The following is a 23,410-nucleotide window of genomic DNA, read 5'->3' on the forward strand; positions in this document are numbered from 1 at the left end:
CGCTTGACTTGGGTACCCGGTCCACATCGTGGACCGGTCTGGTACGCTGACCTGACGATAAAAACCTGTTCGTGTCGAGGAGTTATATGCGGAGCGTTCGGACTGCCTTGCGCGTGCTTGAAGCCGTCTCCGAACTGCAACCTGTGGGCCTCACGGAACTGACCCGTCAACTCGGCCTGCCGAAAACCACCGTGCATCGCGGATTAACGAGCCTTGCAGAAGACGGCTGGCTTGAAGGCGATCCAGACGACAGCACGCGATGGATAGTCGGTATGAAGGCCTTCATTGTTGGCAGCACCGTGAGCAATCGCGGCAGCCTTCGTGAGCGAGCGCTACCCTTCATGCACGACTTGTCGTCCGACGTCGGCGAAACCATCCATCTGATGATCAGGGACGGCGATCAGGTTGTGCTCATCGAACGCGTTGACAGCCCCCACCCCGTCCGTGCCATCGCACCTTTGGGTGCGCGCGCACCGCTTCACGCCAGTTCCAACGGTAAAGCGATCCTCGCTCGTCTACCTAGCGACGAGATCACCCACTACGTACAATCTGGTCTCTCCGCTGTCACGGCACGAACGGTCACGCGGGCATCTGACATGTATGACGAACTCCAACTGACGAGGAAACGCGGCTACGCGGTTGCCGACGAGGAACTGCAGGAAGGTGTCGTCTCAATCGCAGCGCCCATTCTCGATTCCAATTCACGCCCCATCGGATCGGTCTCGATCTCCGGCCCAAAACCCCGTATGCCCAAGTCTGTTCGACCTGACTATGGGCGCAAGGTCCGTTCGACAGCAGAACAGATCGGTGGCTCATTGCCCGCCGTGTTCACGCGCTGACTATGGTCCCTCGCTGGCCAGCAAAATTCCAGACCACGTGGATCTAGCCGAAAGCCTCCCCCCATCCTGGCGGTGCGGTCATCACATCAAAACTCACCCCGGCGTGACCCGACGCGCCATCTGCAGGTGTGCCAGAAGCCATTGTCCGCCTTGACGAATCCACACCCGTGAAACCGCGGCCTGGATGACGAATGGTGGCGCATCCGGGACGAACTGGGCCCGGTACTCCTCAATGCAACTCACCGTTGCGGTGTCGCCGAGGACACGGACGGTCGAGTCGACGATCTGCACATGACGCGGCCCGGGTCGCGCCGCGGTGTCTGCGAGGAACCGTTCGGCGCCCTGAATCTGACCCGTGGGCCCGTGCACGGCGATGAACTCTGGGTGCACCAACTGCCGCATGCGTTCAGTGGTCGGCTCGGTAAGCGACTCGATCCAAGCGGCTTCAGCTTCTTCAATCGTGGTCAAGGTACGGACGGTCAATTACTTTGCCTTTCTTCGTTATACAGATGGAACTTGTCACCGGGTTACGCCGGACATGAGTGCCATGCCGTAGTCGCCACCGTTGGGTGCCCGCATGACGGCATGACGGTATGGATAAGATGATTCCCCGTTGGTGGTAAGTCCGAAAAATTGTCCCTTTGCCGTCAACTGCGTTAGGCCCTGCCTGTTCTGCCGGGGCGTTCATCAAAATCTCGTGGAAGGGCCTCAGCCCGCTGAACGGAGCCAGCCGAGCGGTGTAGCCGTCATGAATACTGGGCCACGCGGTCATTGATCTTCTCTCGCGGAACACGGGCACCCGTTTCACCAATGCGCCTTGGTATCGATATAGCTACGGACGGCCCGGCGGTAATAGCATTGATTGCCACGACTTTTCGGTTGTTGTACTTTGGGCGAGATCGGACTGTGTATAGACTCGCCCATCCGGTCCCAAGTATTTGCCCGTCGCAGGGTCGTAAGGGGCTACCGCCAGGGGCGGCGCGGCGACAGGTGCCTGTGGAGGCATCGCACCGGGCGATAGGAACGGCACACCTTGGCCCGACAGGGTGGCGTTCGGGTCGCCTTTCCAGTTGAATCCGTCGTTGAGCGGTTGATACTGCTCGTCACTGTTGCACAGCTTGGCTGTGGGAGCTCGCTTGCCCGGCACCCTCGCGCATGGAATATTTCGAGCACCTCGCACGTCTAACGGGGAATCCTTTGGTACCCGGCAGAATAGATCACCCTGCGGGCGGTCGGGATAGTCCTCCAGTGCCGGGGAGCGCTGCTGCTGGGCAGGTAGGTAACCGGTCAAGCAGGGTGGAGGGACGTTGATATTGATATTGAGGTTCAGGAACTGGGCGGCCCGGAAAGGTCCAGCCGCAGTCTGGTTGGCCAGCGACGCGCCATTGCCCTGATTGATGATCTGAGGAAGCAGCACCAATACCTGCTCGATATTGGGGTTATAGACTAGCGTGATTTCGCCGAGACTGGCGAGGTTCGTCATTAAGATCGGCAGCGCCGGTTTCACCCGGTCGATGAGCTGCCAAGCTTCCTGCGTCGCCGCCGGTGCCTTTTGAAGCACTCCGGCGAGGGCAGCGTCGCTGCGGTGAAGTTGTCCAGTGACCGTAGCAAGGTTGGCGGCCCACGCATGGATGGAGTCAGCGGTATCGGTTTGGGAGTCAAGAAGCGTCGGGCTTTGGTCGATAAGTGTAGTGATCGAGTCAAGGTTGTCGTGTGCCCCGACAGCAAGGGCCGTGCCGCCCTTGATGATCCGCGAAATCTCGGGGCCTAACCCATGCACCGCGGTGTACGCTTCCTCGACCGCGACTTGGAGGTTGTCCTGAGGGATCGCCTCGAGGCCAGCATTCACCGTATCCAGGAGCCGGTCGACGGGAAGCGGGACTGACGTTCGATCGCTGGTGATGACGTCACCGTTCTTGAGCCTCCCAGCGGCTGCCTCACCGGGCACCAGGGCGACGTATTGTTCCCCGATCGCCGACACACTGTGTATCTCGGCCCTGACATCGGCGGGTATAGGTACATCGCTTTTCAGTGACAGCACCGCGACCACCCCACGGCCGTCCAAGGACACGCTGGCGACGCGCCCGACCTCTGTGCCTCGGTAGGTGACGTTGCTGGTCGCATACAACCCGCCGCCTTCCGGTAACTGCACTGTGACGGTGTAGCGGCCGACACCGAGCACCTCGGTCGGAATTTTCATGTAGCCGAACACCATTACTGCCCCAGCCACGACGGTGATCACCGCCACGATCACCAGTTGAATTCTGATACGCCGGTCCAGATGCATGTCACGGCCCCTGGTCGTACTGGTATGGGTTCAGCAGCGGATTGCGCGCCGTGTAGGGGCTCGGCAGCTGCCCGAGGGTGCGGCCCCACTGAAGCTCAAGTTCAGTCAGGTTACCCTCCCACCGGGTGCCCGTGAACAATCCGGCATCCAGTCGGCTCAAAGTCAGATCGATGATACCCGTGATGTTTCCAAAGTCCCCGCGCATCCAGTTGGTGAGCTCCTCTTTGGTGAACGGGATCGTGCTGAAAAAACTGAGCGAATGAGTCAGCGCAGGCCCCGCATCAGCCAGCGACTTGAGCACAGGCCCCAGACTGTTGATCTCACTCACGAGCGACTTGCGAGTTTTAAGGATGGTGTCGGTGGCTAAGGCGCTGAACTTGCCAAGTTCGTCCAACGCGTCGGCAAGGTTGTGGCGTTGATCGCGCAGGGCCGCGATCGCGCCGGGCATTGTGTGCAGCGCCTTGTCGAGCACCGGCTGATTGGCCGAGAATTTGCCGGCCAATCGATTCAGGCTTTCCGTCGCTGCGGTGATGTCGCTGATCTGGTTGGTAAGCGCGCTCAGGCAATCATCGAGCTGGCCCATGATGTGGCCCACTTCGTTTGCCCTGCCATTGAAGGCGGTACCCAACGTGCGGATGATTTCCTGTAGTTGCCCTAGACCTCCGCCGTTGAGCAACATCGATACCGCGGCGAGGATCTGCTCGGTGGTGGGGTAGCTGCGCGCCGACGACAAAGGGATAACGGCGCCATTACGCAGCCGTCCCTGGGCCGGCTCATCGGCTGGTGCAGCGAGTTCGACGTGCAAAGAGCCCAACAGACTGGTCTGACCGATCGTAGCGGTTGTGTTGGCAGGCAGCGGGGTATCACCGCTGACGCGCATCGTCACCAACGCGTGCCAACCCTGTCGTTGGATATTGGTTACGGTCCCGACCGTGACATCGCCTACACGCACTCGTGAATTGCGTTGCATAGTGCCGATATCAGGCATTTCTGCCTGTATCACGTAGGAACCCGGTCCGCCGCCGGCGGTGCCCGGCAGCGGCAACGAGTTAACACCCTGCCACTGACAGCCTGCCAGCGCGCACAGTACCAGCGGCACCACAACAACCGCGACCGCGCAGCGCCGGATAGTAGATCTCATGACGGGCCTCCCGAAGGGAGCATCATGCCCGGCAGACCTAGTGCCGGGTTGGTGGCGGTGGCGCCAAATGCGTCAGCCGGCACCGCCGTGTCAGCGTGCTGCGGTGGTGATGGCGGTGCCGACCCAGGGCCCGGTGGCGGCGGGGCTGCGGGCGGAGCATGGTCGGGCCGCAGCCAGTCCTCGCTGTAGGTGATCTCGTTAGGCCTCGCCGTCGCCCCCACTATTTGATTGAATCCGATTGGGGGGAAATTGTATTCACGGTTTTTGATGATCGGTGCCAGATACTGCACGCACAGCTTGGCCGACCGTTGGGCGTTCAGTCGCGACGCCGCCTCGATAGCTCCGCAAATGAACTGGATCGGATTACTGAAGTTGGCGATGGCAGCAGTGCCGGAGACAGCGCCTTGAGCCGGTTGATACAGGTTGGCCACGTTGGACATGGTCGTCGGCGCCGCGTGCAGCAACTGCTCGACATCGTCTCGGCTGTCGTTGAGCGCCTTGATCACCGAAGCGAACTTGTCGGCGGCGCTGCCGATGGCTTCCCGATGCTGGGAGACAAAGGAAGTCACATCGCCGACGGCGAGGTTGATACTCTCGACAGCCTGCGACACTTCGTCCGGACCATTGGCCACTGCAGCGCTCACAGCTGCGAAATTGCCGTTGAGCCGCCGCAGGACATCCGTGCTGTCCCGTAGCGCCGAGACAAGAGTGGCCAGGTTCTTGACCGTCGCAAAGATGTCGCCACTGTGATCCCCGAGCGCTGAGAATGCCTGGGAAAGCTTGATGATCGTGTCGCGAATGTTTGCGCCTTGCCCTCGCAGGTTCTCAGCGCTGCTGTTGATCAAAGCGCCCAAAGTGCTAACGCCACCGGGCTCGGTCGGTTTAAGGGTTTCGGCCAGCGTCTGCAACTGGGCACGGAGATCATCCCATTCCACTGGAACCGCCGTGCGGGTTTGCGGTATCACGGTGTGGTTGCCTATCTTTGGACCACCGGTGTACGTCGGCGTGAGCTGAATAGCGCGCGCGGTGACCAGTGATGGAGCGATGATGATGGCGTTTGCGTCGGCGGGCACCGCGTACTTGTCATCGACCCAGAAGCTGATCTTCACACGGTGCGCCTCGGCTTCAATCTTCGAGACCTCACCGACGCGTATCCCGAGGATTCGTACCTCGTCACCAGTGAAAAGTCCGTTGCTGTTGTCGAAGTAACCCGCTATTTGCACGCGATGCGTGTAATCGACCGTCCGGACCGCAGTCACCACGCCACTGACGGCAAGCGCCGTCAGGAGCGCGGCCAGCGCGGTACGGGCAAAACGGTTCTTTCTCATTGTCCCCCCGTTTCACCGGCAGGCGGCGCGGTAGCTGACGGACCTGGAACAGGCGAAGGCGCAACCTCATTCGGCGCCGGGACATAGACCGGCCTCGGTGTGGGTTCCGTTGCGGATTTCCCTCCTGGCGGGATCGCCGGCGGCCCGGGGGGCGGGCCGCCAGGCGCGGGAGCCGGCGGCGGTTCGCGGTAGGGATAGCGTTGGTCTCCCGGATTGCCGGTGATCGCGTCCGGCAACGTCCGGCGCGGTTCGCCGCCCTGGCCGGTACGCGGGTAGGGCACTGGAAGTGGCGGCGTCGCCGGCTGCCCCGTTGGGGGATCGCTTAGCTGAGAGGGCAGTAGCACGTTCGGGTCAAGGCCCAGATCTGAGAACGCCGCGTCGATGAATGGTTGCAGAAATTGGCCCGGCAGCAGGTTGACGATGTACGTCTTAAAAAATGGCCCGGCCGACAGTGACTCTCCCAGCGCCAGCAGGTAGGGGTTGACCATATTGAGCGATTTCTGGATCTGCGCCTTGCGGTTGTCCAGGACAGTCATCACCGTGTTGAGGTGATCCAGCATTGGACCGAACTGTTCACGATTGTCTTGGACGAATCCCTGCAATTGATGGGCGAGTGCGGTGATATTGCCCGCGATGTGATCCAGTGCATCACTTTGCGCGCGTAGCTCCGCCAACAGCGCGTTAGTGGCTGACAGGAGGTTGACGATTTGATCACTGCGGTTGGCCAGCACGCTCGAAACCTTCTGGGCGTCAGCGAGCAAAGCGCGCAACTGGGTATCGCGCGCATCGAGTGTGCTGGCCAGTCGCGCTGCGCCCGCGATAGCGATCTTGAGATCGGGGGGGGTCTGCGAGAACGTTTCCGCCATGGTGGAAAGCGACTGCGACAAGTTGTTGGTCTCGAGTCCACGGATGGTGTTGTTCAACTCGGCCAACGCATCCGGCAACTGGTACGGGGAGGAGGTGCGCTCGGTAGGAATGGGCTCCGATAGCTGGCCGTCGCCTCGCGGAGTCACCTCAAGCACTTTGGTGCCCAACAGACTCTTGGTCTTGATCGCCGCTTCGGTCCGATTGCCCACTGCAATGCCTTTGTCGACCGTGAAGGTCACCTTCACCCGAGACCCGTCGAGATCGACGCTGTCGACCTCGCCGACCTCCAACCCTGAAACCCGCACTTTCGCAGCCGGCCGTAGCCCAGCGGATTCAACGAAGTAGGCGCTGAATTGATGGCCCATGTTGAAGATTGGCAGTCGGTGATACTGCAGCGCGCCGACTACCGCCACCGCTACGAGTGCGATAAACACGGTGCCGACGAGCACGGGGCGGCGCTCGTGAAGTGGTCTCATTTGAGGGAACACCGCCCAGTTGATTGTCCGGCGACCTTGATGTACACGGGGTTGCCGCCCTTCCCATTAACCTTCAAGAACAAGTCGCACAAGTAGTAACTGAAGAAGTCACCGTAAAGCCCCTGTCGAGCCAGCACCTTGTAGGAATCAGGCAGGGTGTCGAGCAGGTTGTCAAGGTAGTCGCGATCATTGGCGACAATTGTTGCGACACGGTCTCCTTCGTGGACCACTGCCTTGATTCCTGGCCGTGCCGCAACGAGCAGGTCGGCTAGCGTCGAGGCCGCCGCGTTGGTGTAGGCGATCCCATGCGCGACCTGTTCCTTTTTTGCGACCAGCCCACCGACGAGGTCGGACAGTGATTTGACTGCGCTGTCGAACTGCTGGCTTTGGTCGTCCAGCTCGCCGAGGATCGTTTTCAGGTTGGCGATGACATCGCCGATCAGCTGGTCGCGGTCGGCAAGCGAGTTGCTGAGCGCAGCAACGTTGTCCAGCACGGAACTGATAGTCGCGCCTTGGCCCTGGAACGCTTGGATCAGTTGTATGGAGAGCTTGTTGACTTGATTTGGGTCCAACGCGCGCAGCAAGGGCCGGAAGCCGCCGACCAGCGCATCTAAGTCGAGTGCAGGCTCGGTGCGTACGAGCGGAATGGTGGATCCTGCGGCCAGTCGCCTAGGATCCCCCGCTCCTTCCTGTAGCTCCAGATACCGGTTTCCTACGACATTCTCGTAGCGGATCACGGCCCTGCTTGCGTGGGTGAGGTGCACGGTGGTGTCGATGGAAAACTCCACTAGCGCAACCGCGCCAGCGCCAATCGATATGTGCTTTACCTTCCCTACCTCGACCCCCGCGATGCGCACGAAGTCACCGGATCGAAGTCCTGTCACGTTAGAGAACTGAGCTCTGTACGGGACCTCGTTGTCGAACCGCGACTGATTGAAGATCGCCACGAGAGCGAAGATGCCAAGTGCACAAACCAGCCCGAACGCGCCTAGCCGCCATATCGAAGCGGCGAGCGTCTGTCCGCGGGAATCCACTGTCATGGCGCTGCCTCTCCAGGCGGGGGCGGCGCCGGCTCTACCGATGGCGCAGACGGAGGCGGGGCAGCCCCAGGCGGCGGCGGATACAGGGGCTCACCTCCCGGGCCGTAGAGCGGCGCCCCGTAGGGCGCTGCACCCGGATAGGGTTCCGGCCCGACTGCCGGTCCGGGAATGCAGCGACGGATGCTGGGTGGCTCGGGCACGCCGCGAGTGACTGGCAGGTAATCCGCCCAACAAGGATGGCCGAGACCGGGATTGGGGCGGAGGTCAAGGCCTGTCCCCCATCCGGTATTGGTCACCAGGTATCGGACCGGCCAGTTCTTCGAGACGTCCGGCAGCGACCCGCAACCTGGCCTTCCACCTGGCCCACCCTTGGCCGCGATGATAGGCAGGTTATCCGGATACATGTACATGTCGTCGCCCCACGACAACGCCATGTCGAGGAACGCGGTTCGACCATTGGCACCATTAGACTCCCGCAAGCCGTGATCGAGCCCCCACTGCACCCCCTGGAATAGACAGGTATACGTCGGGCTGTAGCGCTCAAGCACGTCTGTCGTCGACTCAAGCGTATTGAGCGCTCGGATGAACGCGTTCTCATTGGGGCCAAGAAGTTCAGTACCGCTGCGCGCGAGCCCAATCGAGTTGAGCAGCACGGCGTTCAGTTGGTCGGCGTGGCTGGTGATGGTTGCACTGGTGACCGACGCGTTGTCTAAGACGGCGACGATGTCGTTCGCCGCGCCGTCGTAAGTGTCAGAGAAGTTCTTAAGTGACCGCCAACCACGGTCGATCGCCGGTAGTTTCGGATTCAGCGCGGTCAGTACCTCATTGGTGTCGGTGATCGCGTTGCCGATTGCTGCGCCTTGGCCACGTAGCCCGTCGGCAAGGGCGGTCAGCACAGCCTTGAGCTTTGAGGGGTCGATCCGCTTGAGAACGTTGACGATGTTCTCAAAGACGGTGTTGACTTCGGTAGTGACGTTGCGGGAATGCAGCACGGCACCGGCCGACAGGTGCTGCGCACTTGCATGTTGCGGATAAACCAGGTCGACAAACTTGGCCCCGAAAACCGTGGTGGCTCGAATCTCGGCCTCCACGTTGGCGGGGATGTACTTTAACTCGTCGGGCAGTATTTCCAGCCTGAGGCTGACCGGCCCGCTGCCCTTCGATACCCCGCCGACGTGGCCGACTTGGACTCCGAGCATCTTGACTTTGGCGCCCGATTCCATGACCAGGCCGGATCTTTCGGACATCACGGTTACCGGGACCGCCGATTCGAACGCGCCTCCGAACGAGGCCGAGCAGGTGAATATGAAGGCGACCGCGGCGAGGATCAACAGTACTGTCCACCAGGCGTGCGGCAAACGGCGTGACTGCGGGCTCACGAGGTGCTATCCGGAGAGGTTGAAGTTGCCGGACTGGCCATACACGGCAAGCGACACGAACAGGACGACAACTACTGATGTGACGAGGGAAGCCCTGACGGCCCTGCCAACGGCCTCACCCACACCAGCAGGGCCGCCGGACGCCGTAAAACCGTAGTAGGTGTGCACCAACATGATGACGAACGCCATCGTGATGGTCAGCAAGAAGGACCAGAGCAGATCTGAGGTTCGCAAAAAGGTATTGAAGTAGTGGTCATAGACTCCGGTGGATTGGCCGTAGGCGACGGTAGTGCCGAATCGCGCAGCAAGGAAAGACATCACGACGGCTACGCAGTACAGCGGGATGACCACGAAGACCCCGGCGACCAGCCGCGTCGAGGCAAGGAAGGCGATAGCGCGGATGCCCATCACCTCAAGCGCGTCGATCTCCTCGTTGATCCGCATCGCCCCCAACTGGGCGGTCGCGCCCGCGCCGATGGTGGCCGCGAGGCTGATTCCTGCGGTTACCGGCGCGATAAGCCGAACGTTGAAGTAGGCCGACGCGAATCCCGTGAGGGCTTCCACGCCGATTTGGGAAAACTGGCTGTAGCCCTGGACTGCAACCAATGCGCCAGTGGTCAGTGTCATGAACCCGATGATCACGACAGTCCCACCGATGAGTGCCAAAGCGCCGGTGCCCAAGCTCATCTGGGCGATGAGGCGCAGCATCTCCGTTCTGTAGCGGATGACCGCGTCACCGGTGGAGGTCAGTGTCTTGCCGTAGAACTCGGTCTGCGCACCAATGCGGTTCCATTCCGAAGCGAACCGCGACCACAGCTGACGCAGAGTCGGATACATACCCGAGGGAGCAGCAGTCGTCATAGCGTTACCTGCACTCCGACTGCGGTAGCGACGATATTGATGGCAAACAACGCCACGAAGCTGTAGACGACGGTCTCGTTGACGGCGTTGCCCACGCCGGCAGGTCCGCCCCCGACCGAAGTGCCCATGTGGCAGGCGATCAGGCCGGCTGCGAGTCCGAACAGCATCGACTTGATCCAGGCGATCACCACGTCGGTCATGCTGGTGATGGCCGTTATGCCGGCAGCGAAGGCTCCAGGCGTGACGTGTTGGACGAACACCGAGAAAAAGAACCCACCACTGATTCCGACGAGCATGACCAGTGAGGACAGCATCACAGACACCGCCGTGGCTGCGAGTACCCGCGGAACCACAAGCGACTTAATGGGATTTATGCCCATGACTCGCATGGCATCGAGCTCTTCACGGATAGTGCGGGCGCCCAGATCGGCGCACATCGCGGTCGCGCCAGCCCCAGCGATGACCAGAACGGTGACGATCGGCCCGATCTGGGTGACAACACCGTAGGCGGCGCCGGCTCCGGCGAAGTCACCCGCGCCGAATTCCACCAGCACGATGTTGAAAGTGAAGATTCCCAGCACGGTGAAAGGAATGGATAGCAGCAACGTCGGTAGCAGGGAAACCCGAGCGACAAACCAAGACTGCGCTAACCACTCCCTCCAAGCAAACGGCGGGCGCACCATCGCGGCGAATGTCTCCATGCACAGCCCTGCGAACGAACCGACCGCGCCGAGCGCCTTCGCGGCGTTGCGCGCCGGTGGAGGCAGAAGCAAGCCTGTTGTCATGACACCGCTTTCGCGTCTATTGGGCTCATACGGGCGCTTGGACGCTGAGGCTGATTGATCACTGCGTCTACCTTCCGCGACTCGAATGGTCAGCGACCCCGGGGGCGACTGGAGTTTCGTCGCGACGGTCAGCTTTCGCTGTTCATCAAGTTTTGTCAATGACTTGCGGCATAAAACCCCAGTTGCCAGGTCGCGACAGACCGTATCACAGTCTTACGGTCCGTATACCGGACTCTAGCAATATTGTTTCCAAACCACCCCGGTCACGGCCCGCGGCGGTTTAGGACAGTGCTGAAATGCCGAGCGTCGATGATCTGGTCGGCGCGATATGTCATGCCCTGTCGATGAGCTCGCCAGCGCCATCAACCGCGCGGATCGTCACCCATTCTGACCGGCCCCAGGACTCGGTGACCTTCGCCGCCGAGCGCAGTCAAAGAGCGGCGCGACGTTGGACTACCCTGGGCCGCAAGCTATCTAGCGCTGCCCGATCTAGCAGAGACCTATCTCGGAAGAAATGGAACGCGCTCCTCGGTTGGACGACGAATCATCGGGAGCACACTGGGCCTGCTAGTTGTACTGCCCAGGGTCGTTGGTTGAGATGTGACGACACGCTATAGCGGTCGTTGATGGTGAAGGTCTCCTGTCGTGGAGTGGAGCTGCTACCACTTCACCCGTAACGAACAGGAGACCTTCGTGGTCCACGCTAACGCTGTTTTGACTCCTCGGGGTCGGTTGATGCTGGCTCGTCGTGTCGTTGATGAGTGATGGCCGATCGTGCGGGCCGCTGAGCATTTCCATGTGTCGTGGCCGACCGCTAAACGTTGGGCTGTGCGGTATGCGGCGATGGGGCAGGCCGGGATGGCCGATCGCTCCAGCCGGCCCCATCACAGCCCTAACCGCACACCGCCGCCGGTGGTGCGTCGCATCGTGGAGTTGCGGTGGCGTCATCGACTGGCGCCGTTGGCCATCGCGTCGCGGTTGTCGATGCCGGCTTCCACGGTGCACGCTGTGCTGGTGCGTTGTCGGCTGAATCGCCTGTCGCACATCGATCTTCGGACCGGAGAGGTCATTCGTCGCTATGAACACGACCGTCCCGGTGCGCTCATCCACGTCGATGTGAAGAAGTTGGGCAATATCCCCGACGGTGGGGGCTGGCGATTCGTGGGACAAGCTCAAGGATGGAAGAACCGACGTGCGATGCCCAACACCAAACGCAGTCGACACCGTAACGAGTTGATGGGGCATGGCTTCGTGCACACCGTGATTGATGATCACTCGCGGGTGGCTTATGCCGAAATCCATGACGACGAAACTGCGGCCACCGCGATCGCGGTGTTGCGACGGGCCGTGGGCTGGTTCGCCGTCCGTGGTGTGACGGTGCAACGTGTTCTCTCCGACAATGGCTCGTGCTACCGCTCCCACGCCTGGCGCCACGCCTGCGCTGAGCTGCACATTGTGCCTAAACGGACCCGCGCCTACCGGCCTCAGACCAACGGCAAAATTGAGCGCTTCCACCGCACCATGGCTGCCGAATGGGCCTTTGCCCGTCATTACCCCAACGAACGCACCCGCCGCTCAGCCCTTCCAGCGTGGCTGCACACCTACAATCACCACCGGCAACACTCAGCGATCGGCAAGACCCCACCCATCACGCGGTTGACCAACCTGCCTGGGCAGTACAGCTAGTCGGGCAAGTTGCACTAGCCTGGGGCTGGTTTCGCCGGCTGAAGAGGCGCCGCCGCCGCCGCTGCACATGCAACAGCAACCCCAGCACGCGCTGCGGCCCGGGTCAGTCTGCGCAGGCGCTCTGTCCACGCACCTGTACGCACCTGTACGCACCCTAGACGGTGACGCTCGCTCAGCACTGGGCTTCTCGCCCGCGGGTAAGTTCCTCGCCGCGACCACGGCACCACTGGACAAAGCGGTGTTCAAACGACAACGACCAGAATTTTGCCCTCGGTGAAAATTCCGCACTCGCGATGCCGATTCATCAGCGGGGCTTACTCATTGGGCGACCACCAGCCTATCTGGCGGCCGCGCGATTCGTCGCCACGACGCTCGCGTCAGAATCGGTTTGGGCCAACAGCACCATGGCGTTCACGGCGCCGCGGCGAGCATGCGGGAAGCGACTGAAGCGCGAACTTGCGCTTGCCACCCGCCGAGACATCAGTTTCGAAGCGGACTGACACCCGTCATCCCCACGCAGCCCACCCGCACGGCTACACGGTGTAGTGGATATGGGTAGCGACCAACCACCCGACCCTGACCGACGTGGTTCGCGCCCATGCCTGCGTGGATTCTCCGTCGCCGGTTTGCGCACGGCAACTCGGCGCATAAACCAAGACCGCGACGTACCGGTCGGAGCGGTGGCAGTTCCTCACAGGCTGGATGTTCACTGCCACACAGACTTAACGGCCTTCATGGCATAAATCGACGCGGTGCGTGGGCCAACAGGGCGCAACAACCGGCCTGTCGGTACGCGCGATCAAGGTTTTGTTCGGCGTCGAGACGCAGACATTGGAGCGAACGATTGAACGATCAACCTGGCGATGCTATGTCAGATGGCGATGCGCGCACCGACCAATACACAAATGAAGATCGAGGCTACGGTCGCATTTCCGCCACTTCAATTTGCTTGCCGAATATGGTCAGGCGCGCCCAGGGAAGGTAGCCGTTTGGATCCTAGAATGTGCCGCCGAAACGCTTGACATTCAAGGCAATGATGAAAAATCCGGTGAGCATACACAACAGGATGCCAGCGCTGACAACGAGGCTCTTGGTGCTTGGAGCAACCCAGATCAGATAAAGGTCAAGCAGCCCCAAAAGGGCGTAACTGAACGCCTGCCACCCCACGTGGTGGCGCGCATGTCCAGTCCACAATGGATTCGTTGCATGGGTACGGTTGAAGTCCGCAAGCATCGGTGCTCCGGTAATCACTACGGTCGAGAACGTCAGAAGAATCTGGGCCAGCATCAGTTAATTCCCTACCCCTGCTTAACTGGTTTAGCGCGCGTCGGCGGGGCGCACTTACCCGCCGACGCGACTTACGTCGGATTGTCGGCGATTTGGCGGATCCGCTCTAGCGGCAGGTGCTCGGAGTCTACAAAGACTGGCCTGTTGACACGACTACTCACCTTCCAGCCGCCAACAGCGACAACGACATACGACGTCTCGGCATCGGTCATCAAGATGGGTCTTGCCGATTCCTGTGGTGCGTCACCATCGCGGCCGTAAAGGCAAACGGTCGAACGAGTGCGAGCCGAGGTGGTGCTCCACTCCAGCAACGTAAAGTTGTTCACCGTGTGCAGGGTGGTTCTGGCTCCGGCTTCCCGACGGCCAGCGTAGAACTTGGCGATCGCCTGTCGGCCCTGCAAGCGCGCACCGGGCATACCGATTTCGAAGACGGCGTCCTCAGTGTAGTATTCCGGAGCGGCCTGGGCTGCATTGAAATCCACTTCCGACCAATATGCACACTCCAAGGCCCACAGCTGATTCCACAACACCGCGGCTTCCATTGCCTGTGCGTCCTTCATGTCAGCGGTCACACCGGCTCCCTTCTGTATTATTCGTGAACCGCACCCCAATGCTGCCGAGTGTGGTGAACATCGCTCGGGCGCTTCGAGAGCCATCTGGCAACCCCAGCGGCTTCGTGATGGATCCCGTCATAACAACCATGCCGGCCTCGAGCGCCAAACCGTATTCAGACAGATGCCGTGCGATGGCTGACACGACGCTTAGCGGACTACCCATGACTTCGGCTCCCGTCCCGGAGCCGGTGATACGCCCATCGACGGTCAGAACTACGCCTTCCAAGTGGAGATCCTGCACCCCACCCAACGACCGCGGAGCCCCAATGACAACGAGCCCATCGGTTTTCTGCGTAGCGATGGCATGCTGCTCGCTCCGCTGTTTGGCCACGGTCGACGGTGACCACGGTGCGATCTCGATGGCCGGACACAGTGCCCCGATCGCGCGGGAGGCATCAAGGTCATTAACATGCGGGCCAGCGAGACCTTCCGAAAGCACCACAGCGATTTCGCTTTCCACGTAAGTGACTCCGGGCTTAACCACATACTGCGCACCTTCGCGCGCCAAATTCGAAGACAGCAAGGTGCCGACGATCGGCAACGGCATCGGGGAATCACCAAGAATGTCTCGCGCAGCCAAGGACGTACCCGCGGCCTTGTATCCGATGATCCGATCGCCGCCGGCGACACGTTTGCGCATGTGCTCGAACTGGAGTTCATACGCGTCTGCGTACGTCATCTCGGGCTGGACACTGAGCACATCGACATGCGGTTCGGACCACGTGTCGTCATTCAACACTAGATCGACGAGGCCGTCGGAAGGCAATGATCCTCCTCAAATCAATCATGGCACAAGAACGAGTTTTCCTGTGGTACTTCTAGATTCAAGAGCTCGATGCGCGGCTGCGGCATTGGCCAATGAGTAGCTGGCCGAGAGATGCAGCTTGATACTGCCTTCGGTGAGCCAACTGAACACCTCATCGGCGCGTTTCGTGAGCTCCGCTCGGGTCGCTACGAAGTCAGCCAGACGCGGTCTGGTGAGGAAGATGGAGCCAGCGTCCGCCAGCTCATGGACATCCACCAGCGGAGTCTGGCCTCCTGATGCGCCGTAGAGCACTACCATGCCGCGCCGACGCACGCAGTCCAGGCTTGACCGAAACTGCGGGCCACCAACACCGTTGAACACGACGTCCACTCCGCGACCATGAGTGAAATTGCGCGCTGCGATGGCAATTCCGTCGTAGCCAACCACAACATCCTCGGCACCCGATGCGCGAGCGTGCTCCACCTTGGCTTCATCGGAGACAACGCCGAGCACCCTGCCGCCATGCGCGGTGATGATCTGCGTCAGCAAGCGCCCCACTCCGCCGGCTGCCGAGAAAACCAGGGCGCTGTCCCCGGGGGATATGGGACCCCAGACCGAGGTTGCCAGATAGTGTGCGGTAAGACCCTGCGCAAGCACTGCCGCGCCGTCCGTGGTTTCCACCGCCGGCGGAACATGTACCGCTTGCGCTGCCGGGACAACCGCGAATTCGCTGTAGCTTCCATCGGTGTTTGGCCACGCCACCCGATCACCGACGCTGAATTCAGTAACATCGTGCCCTATTTCGACCACCACGCCCGCCCCCTCAGTTCCCAGCCGCAGGGGTGGAGGCGGCATCGATGGGTAGGCGCCGCGACGCACCATCACATCACGGAAGTTCACGCCGGCGGCCTGCACGCGCACGACAAGATCGGAAGGGCCCGGATGGGGGTCAGGCTGGTCCACGACAGCCAACACATCAGGCCCACCGAACTCTTTGACCACTACGGCACGCATCAGCGGTCTACCGCCAACGTCATATCCGTCGGCGGCTCAGCGGTGAACTCGAAACGCAAGTCCTCAAGCCGGTTCCTGTACCCCGCGCGACTTCTCAACTTGACCTCCTCATAAGGCACGGACCATTTCGGACAGCGCGGCCAGCCGCGCCGCGCATAGCGAATTTCGGCGGTCATCGCCGGAATGACGAATACAAGGGTGCATGGCGCCTTGCCTTGGCGGCGTGCGGCCGTACTTCCGTAAAGTTTTTCGTCGAAACTCAAAGGGCGTTTGACACAGAAATATCCGCAACCGTACCATCGGCATGGTCCGTGCGACGGACCATTGGTCTGCATAGCAGAACAATATACGCCGGAAAGCCCGTTCGTAAAGTGGCGACCGCCTCGCTGCGACGGCGGGTACTACGGCCCACCATGACGGCAGTCGACCCGTCGCCGAGACGTAACAATGGGGCCCAGATTGAGCGATCATAAGCTGGATGAACTCGGTTTTTACCTACTGGCCGGGGCTGACGCGGACCCTGCGAACGTCATAGACGAGGCACGCCGTGGCGAAGAACTGGGATTGGGTACAGCGTTTCTTGCCGAACGTTGGAAAATGAGCGCCGAAGCCTCCTCCCTCTCAGGTGCTGCCTGCACCGCTACAACTCGGCTCCGCATCGGCATCGCCGCCACCAATCACAACCTGCGACATCCGGTTATCACGGCCGCGTGGGCGGCAACCCTGGACCGACTGTCAAATGGACGGTTCATCCTCGGAATCGGTCCCGGCGTCGCCGCGGTATATCGCTCATTCGGGCTTCCTCCGGTAACCACGGCGCAAATGCGCGACTGGGCAGGGCTCATCCGGCGTCTCTGGCGAGGCGAGACGATCCGTGACCATCACGGGCCAGCCGGCGATTTCCCCGTGCTGCGGATCGACTGCGCGCCGATGCATTCGACGATTCCCTTGGCCTTGGTCGCCTTCCACGACGACGATCTCGCGCTTGGAGGCGAACTCTTCGACGACGTCGTCCTACACACCTTCCTTGACGAGGAAGCGCTCACGCGCGCGGTCAAGATCATCAAACACGCCGCCGTCTGCGCTGGACGTGACCCGGCGTCTGTTCGCGTGTGGTCATGCCTGATCACGGCGGGAGATCACCTACCGGAAGAAGTTCGCTTGCAGAAAACCGTTGCCCGGCTGGCCAACTACCTGCAGTACCTCGGTGACGATTTTGTCGCTGATTACGGTTGGGACCCACTCGTGCTTCGCCGATTTCGTGCCGACCCAGTCGTCTCCTCGTTCACCGAGCCGATCGAAAGTGATGCGACCCATGATCAGCTCAGCCACATCGCCGAGATTCTTCCGACCACCTGGTTCGACTCAGTGGCAACGGGCAGCGCGCAGCAGTGTGCCGCACGCATCCGGCGCGAATTCGATTGCGGCGCCGATCGAGTAATTCTTCACGGCGCGACTCCTGACGAACTTGAGCCGATCATCGCGGCGTATCGCGCCACAAGCCAGGGAGCCTGAACCGGGACACCGCTTGGGTCAGAGTGAAGACCGCTGACCTGACCTCAGGTTGACGCGCTTATCCCCGTCCCACATCGACGCGACCGTGGGCCGGTGACTGGCCCTATGCCGTCACTGTGCGGGTGGTTGGTAGCCTGCGGCCGAGTTCCTCAGCTGCCAGATCTGCGCTGGGCACAGCAAATTAACCGCATACGAGACAAGGTAGTTGGCCGCAAATTCGTCGTTGGGCATGACGTCGCGCTTCACATCGCCCATGATTTGGGCATAGCTCGCGTTCCCGCGGAGGTTGTCACAGATTCCGTAGCCATACTTGACGGCTTCGTCGGGGTTCGCGAAATTGTAATGGCGCCGCACCATGACGTCATACACATACTCCACTTCCGGTGCCGGCATTGCGTTCGCCCGCGCCGGTAGCACCTGTGTCGCCCCGCCGACGGCAGTCGCAACGAGGACTAGGGCGGCGAGCCACCCGCCGCTGTTGGTGGCTAACGCGCCGGCACACCTGCATCGTTGCAGCAGGCGCGCGCGCGTCGGTCCGTCGCCATCCCCACTCGCTCGGTGCATATCGCGTTCGAACTCGTCGTGTCGGCTGGAGTCGAAGTACGAGTTCATGCGATTTCCCAACTTGAAGCGATTACTCGGGTTGAACGAACTTGCCCTATTGCGGCGCATACGCCGGCGGCGGGTAAACACCCCGCAGGATCCACGGAAACCAATCGATGCCGAATTCGATTTCGTCGCTAGCGTCATAGTCGGGGAAAGGGTCGAGCGGAACATTCACGCCCTGAGTGTTGACCGGCTGGTCTGGCTGCCCGTAGACCGCAACCACAACGGTGCGATCCAAGCTGTTCAAGGACCACACGCCCATTTGGCTGTTGGCACAGTCGGACATGACAGCGAAATCTGCGGAGTCGTGATACCAACCGTTGAGCAACTCAAGGTTGCTGATCGCAAGGGCGGGGTTGATCGCCACTGTCTCGGCCACCTTACCGTGGTAGCCGGCCGCATTGGCGCGGTCTTGTGGGTTAGATCCGTCTGAGCCAATATCACCGTCAAGAGCACGGTTGTTGAGCACGTCCTCGGCGTGCCGCTGCGCTGCGATTTGAAGTTGCGGGTTGGGCCTGACCTGGTTCAGGCAGCCAGCCTGACGGTGAATCGTGTCGACGTTGGCGATGGCACCGTCGTTGAGCCGCTTGTTGTTTGGTATGAGTGTGTTGTTGTCGTTGTCTGCATGGGCGACGGGCATGCCCAGGAGCGCGCCGGCAGCCAGAACCAAGCCTGGCATGGCAAGAGGCCTGCGATGCATGTCGATCTCCTCTTTTAAATCGCCACGCGGGATGGGTGTCGCGTTGCGCGGCGGGCCTTGCACACTAGATGGGCTCGAACTGTGAAATGAGCCAACGCCCGTTGATCTTGTCGAGGATCACGCGAACGGTGGATGCGGTGTCAGTTGGTGCATCATCACCGACGGTGACGGTCTGATCGACGAAAGCCAGGACCACCGCATGGTTTTCGGTTGCCGATACCGAAGCGACACCGGACACCTTAGCTACCGCCGAGATCTTCCTCTGTTTGGCGCCCGGAATGACGACATCACTGATCAATCGGGTGTAGTCATCGCGAAATTTGCCGGTCATCCGATTAGCCGCGGAAACCAAGTCCTTGTCCACCGTGTCGGGACGGTAAGAGAGCATCGCGATGGTGTTTTCGCTTGCTGCTTGCGTCGACTGCGCAGCCGCTGCGCGCGACAACTCTGCTTTACCACTCTGCCATTTCAAATAACCTGCGCCTGAGCCCAGGGCCAGGGCCAGGGCTGGCAGTAGCCCGCAGGCCACCATGCGTTTCCACGAGAATCGGTCGCCCAGCCCGGCTGGGTCTTTAGCCGTCTCGGCCTGCTCGGCTTCGTCAGCCGCGTCGGCTTTGCCGTGAACGTCGCCGTTGTCGTTGCCGTCTGCCACCGCGTCGTCGGGAGCCGACGCTTCTTCAGGTTGAGCCGGCGGTGCGCTCGTGCTGTTGTCGCTGTCGATCGGCACTTCGCGCTCTAATTCGGTCGTCTTGCTGTGGCTCATGGCACAAACTCAACGTCGGACACCTTAGCGTCGTCACCGACCCGCTCGACGCTTATCCTCATCCGCCAACGGCGCGGGACTTGTTCCGATACACCGGCATTCGATGTTTTCACCGACACCGCGATGAGTACCCGAGCTTGGTCGCCTTGCTGCGATTCCAGGCCTGCCTCGGAGATGGCGCCTTGCGTTTTTGACTTCGCTTTCTTAACAACCTCGATAAACGGCTGTGAGCGCTTCTTGAAATCATCGCGGAACGCGCCCGTCGATGAATCCAGGATCCGCTGCACGTCGGTGTCAACTTCGGTGTAATCGATGGTCGTCAAGTTCAACGCGCCTTGGCGCGCGACTGCGACCCACTGGTTACGTTGCGCGTGCGCCTGTCGTGTTTCGTATGTGCGGTAGCCCAACCAGCCAGCCAAAGAGCCCACTGCGACCACGACGGCAGCACCTACGACGATCGCGGACCTCAAGCTCGAAAGACGGGTCCGGCCGCAGCGCTTGACGTGCTGATCGGCGGGATCCTCGGTGTCGGTCGCTTCGATCTGGCTGTGCTCCTTTTCCTCAGCCGAGGATTCCTGCGCCAACCCAGCATCCTCCGCTTCGGAAGAGCCGTTTAGACAACGGCCGTCGGTACCAGCAAGCTTTGGCATTGTCTATTCCTTTCCGGCACCACGCGCCGGGTTGCTTTGGCGGTACCAGCACCCAGTCGGACCAACGTATTTGCCAGAGGTTGGGTCATATCCGGACGGCCGTTACCGGGCGGACACCGGCCGATGCCGAGATTTTGCGTTGCTGGCCAGTCAGGTGATGTCGCCTCTGGCGACGAGGTCTTCTGCGAAGATCCTTCCTCGTTCGACGGGTCGGCCAGCGACGGTAGTGGCAAGGCTGCGTAATTGGACGGCATCCCGTCCTGGCTGTGCGCGAGTCCACCAAGACGCGCCCGTGACCATTCGAAGACCCTTCCCCCACTGGCCGCGACAAGCCGAAGTAGTTTCTCGCCGGGACGGGACGGATTGACTGTCGGTTGACCGTCAGCATCGCATCGCCCTGAAGTGAGGAGAGCGTCCCACAACATTGTCATGCCTTGTCTCCCCTGACAGTTCGCATGGTCCGTAATGTGGACCACTATTCCGTAAAACGGCCTGAGGTTAACGTAGCTAGGGTGCGCCGCAGCGTCAAGCGACGAAATTCGATCTACCTGTCGCGGTGACACTCCACCGTCATTGGCGATGTCCTCGATGTCGATACGCGTCCAGAGGCCACCGGAGCCACCAATGGGCCGCATTGCATCAGGAGAATGCCGTAACGACGTGTTAGGAGGCGCTTGCCAATGCGCACGAGGCGTTAGTACGCCGAGTAGCGCCGCTGCTGGGTCCGCTGACTTGCGACATCATGTTCGTGCAGTTGCGGCGCGCGGTGGAGGGCGAGGAACTCAGTGCCACCGAGCGGGCAGCCGGCACCGCGCTGCCTGGGGCTCGCCGACTCACCGTCGCGTTCGCCGACATGGTTGGGTTCACTCGCCAGGGCGAGGCGGTACCGCCGGAGGACCTGGTGGGACTAGTTGAACGCCTGGCCGCGCTAGCGCGTGAAATCATCGACCCGCCAGTGCGATTCGTCAAGACGACCAGTGACGCGGTGATGCTGATCTGCCCGGATCCCGTCAAGTTGGTTGACGCGATGTTGGATTTGTCGGAGGCTGCCGGCCGCGACGCGAAACCGCCCGAACTGTGGATCGGTATTCGCGTCGGGTTGGGCGGTGAGCCGGGCTCGGGACTGGTTCGGCAGTCCGGTCAACGTAGCCAGTCGTGTCACCGAAGTTGCGCCGCCGGGTGCAGTACTGGTGGCAGGATCGGAATGACATGCGATCAGTGACGCGCGCCAGGGTTCGCGTGGTCCTTTGCCGAAGAATCCCGGCTCAAAGGCGTACGCGGCCGAACGAACTGTGCCATGCCGGCCGCGCGGCCAACGATGGCCTAGAGAACGCTTAGGCATCACACATTCCAGGGCAGGCAGTTCGGTCACATCGCCGGTGTGAGCGCATTACCTCGCGTGAGTCTGCGCGCCGGCCATCCGACCACCACGTCGCCGGCACACGTGTAGCCCCAAGTCGCACTGCGGTCGATGCTTCGGTTCATCTACCTCGCGCCGAAGTGTTGCCAAAGCGCATCAGCCAAAGCATCCAACGGCATGCACACCTCCCGCCGTCGCGGTGGGCCACGCCGCAGTGACGCTACAGCGGCGATGAAGTGTCAAAAATATTCATCATCACTGGTCATCCTGTTATCCTGGCGCTCTGATCGAAGCTCGGCCGGGTCGTCATGCCGCAGCGGCTGGCGATATCGATGAGTGTTCGTGGCCGCAAGCCGGTGACGCGATGCAGATGCGACCCACGGGTGCAGACCAATAGGAGCTAGGAGGCGCGATGAGCGCGAACGCGCGCGACGTCGAGCTGTTGATCAATGGAAGGTGGACCGCTTCGAGCTCCGGCCGTACCGTTGTGAACACGTCGAACATTACGGGTGACGCCATTACGACAGTGGCTGCCGCAACCGTGAGTGACGTCGACGCTGCCGTGGACGCCGCCGCGGACGGGATGGAGCAATGGGCGGGCGCCAATCCGGGTCAGCGACGAGCATTGTTGGAGCGCGCTGCGCAGCTGTTGTCCGAACGCAGCCGACAAATCAGCGCGTTGATGGCTTCGGAGATGGGCGGCGTCATCAGATGGTGCGGGTTCAATGTCGATGTTGCGGTTGGCATGTTGAGAGAGGCCGCAGCGCAGACCTACTCGACGGTGGGTGAAGTCATTCCATCCGATGTGCCAGGGCTGACGGCCCTCGGTCTGCGCCAGCCTGCCGGTGTCACCGTAGGTATCGCACCGTGGAATGCGCCGCTGATCCTGGGAGTCCGTGCAGTAGCGATGCCACTGGCCTACGGGAATACCGTCATTCTGAAAGCCTCCGAACAGACTCCAGGCACCCATGCAGAGATCGCCCGCGCGCTCCACGACGCCGGCCTGCCCCCCGGCGCGATCAATCTGATCACCAACGCCGCCGAAGACGGACCCCAGATCGTGGAGCGACTCGTCACCCACCCGACGGTGCGCCGCATCAACTTCACCGGTTCTACGCGCGTAGGCCGCATCATCGGTGAGTTAGCAGGAAAACACCTCAAGCGGGTGGTGCTAGAACTCGGCGGAAAAGCACCGATGCTGGTGCTTAGCGACGCAGACATCGACGGTGCCGTCGACGCCGCGGTCTTCGGTGCGTTCATGAACCAGGGGCAGATCTGGGTGGCGGGATCGTGGGGGTCGCCCACCACAAGTGATGCTGCGCGCGCGGCCAGCTTGCTGGTGAACTCGTCGCATAGCTGCGAGGCGACCACGATGCGCTCGGTCGACATGCAGATCTGCCCCTGGTTCATGAACGCACCGAAGACCGCGGCGTCGACGGCACCGTCGATGTCTGCGTCGCTAAGCCC

General features: G+C 61.3%; 20 protein-coding genes and 3 pseudogenes. 5 read left to right on the forward strand and 18 right to left on the reverse strand.

Going from position 1 to position 23,410, the window contains the following annotated elements; translation table 11 throughout:
- The first annotated feature begins 113 nt into the window (after positions 1-113).
- Positions 114-839, forward strand: coding sequence for an IclR family transcriptional regulator (locus tag A5625_RS05530; RefSeq protein ID WP_197515980.1), 726 nt, complete (start codon positions 114-116; stop codon positions 837-839).
- Between the two features lie 93 nt (positions 840-932).
- Here the strand turns inward: A5625_RS05530 and A5625_RS05535 are convergent, their stop codons facing one another.
- From A5625_RS05535 to A5625_RS05575, 9 genes are all read right to left on the reverse strand, one after another.
- A complete protein-coding gene (locus A5625_RS05535) occupies positions 933-1,307 on the reverse strand; it encodes a nuclear transport factor 2 family protein (protein WP_066989883.1) in 375 nt (124 codons plus the stop codon).
- Between the two features lie 364 nt (positions 1,308-1,671).
- A complete protein-coding gene (locus A5625_RS05540; RefSeq protein WP_066989887.1) occupies positions 1,672-3,126 on the reverse strand; it encodes an MCE family protein in 1,455 nt (484 codons plus the stop codon).
- A 1-nt stretch (position 3,127) separates the two neighbouring features.
- Positions 3,128-4,267: an MCE family protein gene (locus A5625_RS05545; RefSeq protein WP_066989891.1), complete on the reverse strand. Its 1,140-nt coding sequence runs from the start codon at positions 4,265-4,267 to the stop codon at positions 3,128-3,130.
- Positions 4,264-5,595, reverse strand: coding sequence for an MCE family protein (locus tag A5625_RS05550; protein ID WP_066989895.1), 1,332 nt, complete (start codon positions 5,593-5,595; stop codon positions 4,264-4,266). The genes A5625_RS05545 and A5625_RS05550 overlap by 4 nt, the downstream gene beginning before the upstream one ends.
- Complete coding sequence (locus tag A5625_RS05555) at positions 5,592-6,938, reverse strand: MCE family protein (protein ID WP_066989897.1); 1,347 nt, start codon at positions 6,936-6,938, stop codon at positions 5,592-5,594. The genes A5625_RS05550 and A5625_RS05555 overlap by 4 nt, the downstream gene beginning before the upstream one ends.
- Entirely contained in the window at positions 6,935-7,978 is a 1,044-nt protein-coding gene (locus A5625_RS05560; protein WP_066989900.1) for an MCE family protein, read from the reverse strand. The genes A5625_RS05555 and A5625_RS05560 overlap by 4 nt, the downstream gene beginning before the upstream one ends.
- Positions 7,975-9,357, reverse strand: a complete 1,383-nt coding sequence (locus tag A5625_RS05565; protein ID WP_066989903.1) for an MCE family protein — start codon at positions 9,355-9,357, stop codon at positions 7,975-7,977. Before A5625_RS05565 ends, A5625_RS05560 begins: the two co-directional genes overlap by 4 nt.
- Positions 9,358-9,363: 6 nt before the next feature.
- On the reverse strand, positions 9,364-10,194 hold the full coding sequence (locus A5625_RS05570; RefSeq protein ID WP_369829985.1) for an ABC transporter permease: 831 nt from the start codon (positions 10,192-10,194) through the stop codon (positions 9,364-9,366).
- Between the two features lie 20 nt (positions 10,195-10,214).
- Positions 10,215-11,003 carry an ABC transporter permease gene (locus tag A5625_RS05575; RefSeq protein WP_066989909.1) on the reverse strand — a complete coding sequence of 263 codons (789 nt, stop codon included), beginning with the start codon at positions 11,001-11,003 and terminating at the stop codon, positions 10,215-10,217.
- 693 nt (positions 11,004-11,696) lie between these two features.
- On the opposite strand from A5625_RS05575, the pseudogene A5625_RS05580 reads away from it, so the two are divergent.
- Positions 11,697-12,689 (forward strand): annotated as a pseudogene (locus A5625_RS05580) (IS481 family transposase).
- Positions 12,690-13,685: 996 nt separating this feature from the next.
- Here the strand turns inward: A5625_RS05580 and A5625_RS05590 are convergent.
- The 4 genes from A5625_RS05590 to A5625_RS05605 form a co-directional block, all read right to left on the reverse strand.
- Complete coding sequence (locus A5625_RS05590) at positions 13,686-13,976, reverse strand: hypothetical protein (protein ID WP_066989915.1); 291 nt, start codon at positions 13,974-13,976, stop codon at positions 13,686-13,688.
- Positions 13,977-14,047: 71 nt separating this feature from the next.
- Positions 14,048-14,548 carry a nuclear transport factor 2 family protein gene (locus A5625_RS05595; protein ID WP_197515981.1) on the reverse strand — a complete coding sequence of 167 codons (501 nt, stop codon included), beginning with the start codon at positions 14,546-14,548 and terminating at the stop codon, positions 14,048-14,050.
- Positions 14,538-15,356: a 2-keto-4-pentenoate hydratase gene (locus A5625_RS05600; RefSeq protein ID WP_156747963.1), complete on the reverse strand. Its 819-nt coding sequence runs from the start codon at positions 15,354-15,356 to the stop codon at positions 14,538-14,540. Before A5625_RS05600 ends, A5625_RS05595 begins: the two co-directional genes overlap by 11 nt.
- A gap of 18 nt (positions 15,357-15,374) precedes the next feature.
- Complete coding sequence (locus A5625_RS05605; RefSeq protein WP_066989921.1) at positions 15,375-16,349, reverse strand: quinone oxidoreductase; 975 nt, start codon at positions 16,347-16,349, stop codon at positions 15,375-15,377.
- A 459-nt stretch (positions 16,350-16,808) separates the two neighbouring features.
- Here A5625_RS05605 and A5625_RS05610 point away from each other — a divergent pair, with 459 nt between their 5' ends.
- Positions 16,809-17,864, forward strand: a complete 1,056-nt coding sequence (locus A5625_RS05610; protein WP_066989948.1) for a TIGR03857 family LLM class F420-dependent oxidoreductase — start codon at positions 16,809-16,811, stop codon at positions 17,862-17,864.
- Between the two features lie 111 nt (positions 17,865-17,975).
- Here A5625_RS05610 and A5625_RS30725 read toward each other — a convergent pair whose 3' ends face one another.
- From A5625_RS30725 to A5625_RS05630, 4 genes are all read right to left on the reverse strand, one after another.
- A complete protein-coding gene (locus A5625_RS30725) occupies positions 17,976-18,257 on the reverse strand; it encodes a DUF732 domain-containing protein (protein WP_369829986.1) in 282 nt (93 codons plus the stop codon).
- Positions 18,258-18,522: 265 nt separating this feature from the next.
- Positions 18,523-19,170 (reverse strand): CAP domain-containing protein, encoded by a 648-nt coding sequence (locus A5625_RS05620; RefSeq protein ID WP_156747969.1) that lies wholly within the window; start codon positions 19,168-19,170, stop codon positions 18,523-18,525.
- Positions 19,171-19,234: 64 nt separating this feature from the next.
- Entirely contained in the window at positions 19,235-19,702 is a 468-nt protein-coding gene (locus A5625_RS05625; protein ID WP_156747975.1) for a hypothetical protein, read from the reverse strand.
- A 227-nt stretch (positions 19,703-19,929) separates the two neighbouring features.
- On the reverse strand, positions 19,930-20,517 hold the full coding sequence (locus tag A5625_RS05630; protein WP_369829987.1) for a hypothetical protein: 588 nt from the start codon (positions 20,515-20,517) through the stop codon (positions 19,930-19,932).
- An 808-nt stretch (positions 20,518-21,325) separates the two neighbouring features.
- Between A5625_RS05630 and A5625_RS05635 the strand changes: the two genes are divergently transcribed.
- Both A5625_RS05635 and A5625_RS29975 read left to right on the forward strand, forming a co-directional pair.
- Complete coding sequence (locus tag A5625_RS05635) at positions 21,326-21,805, forward strand: hypothetical protein (protein ID WP_066989934.1); 480 nt, start codon at positions 21,326-21,328, stop codon at positions 21,803-21,805.
- Between the two features lie 550 nt (positions 21,806-22,355).
- Positions 22,356-23,171 (forward strand): annotated as a pseudogene (locus A5625_RS29975) (aldehyde dehydrogenase family protein); the annotation flags it as partial.
- Between the two features lie 92 nt (positions 23,172-23,263).
- On the opposite strand, the pseudogene A5625_RS29980 reads toward A5625_RS29975, so the two are convergent.
- Positions 23,264-23,353, reverse strand: a pseudogene (locus A5625_RS29980) (aldehyde dehydrogenase family protein); the annotation flags it as partial.
- Positions 23,354-23,410 lie beyond the last annotated feature (57 nt).

Source organism: Mycobacterium sp. 1465703.0 (assembly GCF_001672975.1).
GTDB lineage: Bacteria > Actinomycetota > Actinomycetes > Mycobacteriales > Mycobacteriaceae > Mycobacterium.

Excerpts from the sequence above, each read along its gene's own strand:
- A5625_RS05635 (WP_066989934.1), top strand. The coding sequence starts at position 21,326 with ATGTTCGTGCAGTTGCGGCGCGCGGTGGAGGGCGAGGAACTCAGTGCC.
- A5625_RS05555 (WP_066989897.1), bottom strand. The coding sequence starts at position 6,938 with ATGAGACCACTTCACGAGCGCCGCCCCGTGCTCGTCGGCACCGTGTTT.
- A5625_RS05590 (WP_066989915.1), bottom strand. The coding sequence starts at position 13,976 with ATGCTGGCCCAGATTCTTCTGACGTTCTCGACCGTAGTGATTACCGGA.
- A5625_RS05540 (WP_066989887.1), bottom strand. The coding sequence starts at position 3,126 with ATGCATCTGGACCGGCGTATCAGAATTCAACTGGTGATCGTGGCGGTG.
- A5625_RS30725 (WP_369829986.1), bottom strand. The coding sequence starts at position 18,257 with ATGCCGGCACCGGAAGTGGAGTATGTGTATGACGTCATGGTGCGGCGC.
- A5625_RS05550 (WP_066989895.1), bottom strand. The coding sequence starts at position 5,595 with ATGAGAAAGAACCGTTTTGCCCGTACCGCGCTGGCCGCGCTCCTGACG.
- A5625_RS05560 (WP_066989900.1), bottom strand. The coding sequence starts at position 7,978 with ATGACAGTGGATTCCCGCGGACAGACGCTCGCCGCTTCGATATGGCGG.
- A5625_RS05570 (WP_369829985.1), bottom strand. The coding sequence starts at position 10,194 with ATGTATCCGACTCTGCGTCAGCTGTGGTCGCGGTTCGCTTCGGAATGG.
- A5625_RS05545 (WP_066989891.1), bottom strand. The coding sequence starts at position 4,267 with ATGAGATCTACTATCCGGCGCTGCGCGGTCGCGGTTGTTGTGGTGCCG.
- A5625_RS05625 (WP_156747975.1), bottom strand. The coding sequence starts at position 19,702 with ATGGTGGCCTGCGGGCTACTGCCAGCCCTGGCCCTGGCCCTGGGCTCA.
- A5625_RS05605 (WP_066989921.1), bottom strand. The coding sequence starts at position 16,349 with ATGCGTGCCGTAGTGGTCAAAGAGTTCGGTGGGCCTGATGTGTTGGCT.
- A5625_RS05620 (WP_156747969.1), bottom strand. The coding sequence starts at position 19,170 with ATGCATCGCAGGCCTCTTGCCATGCCAGGCTTGGTTCTGGCTGCCGGC.
- A5625_RS05575 (WP_066989909.1), bottom strand. The coding sequence starts at position 11,003 with ATGACAACAGGCTTGCTTCTGCCTCCACCGGCGCGCAACGCCGCGAAG.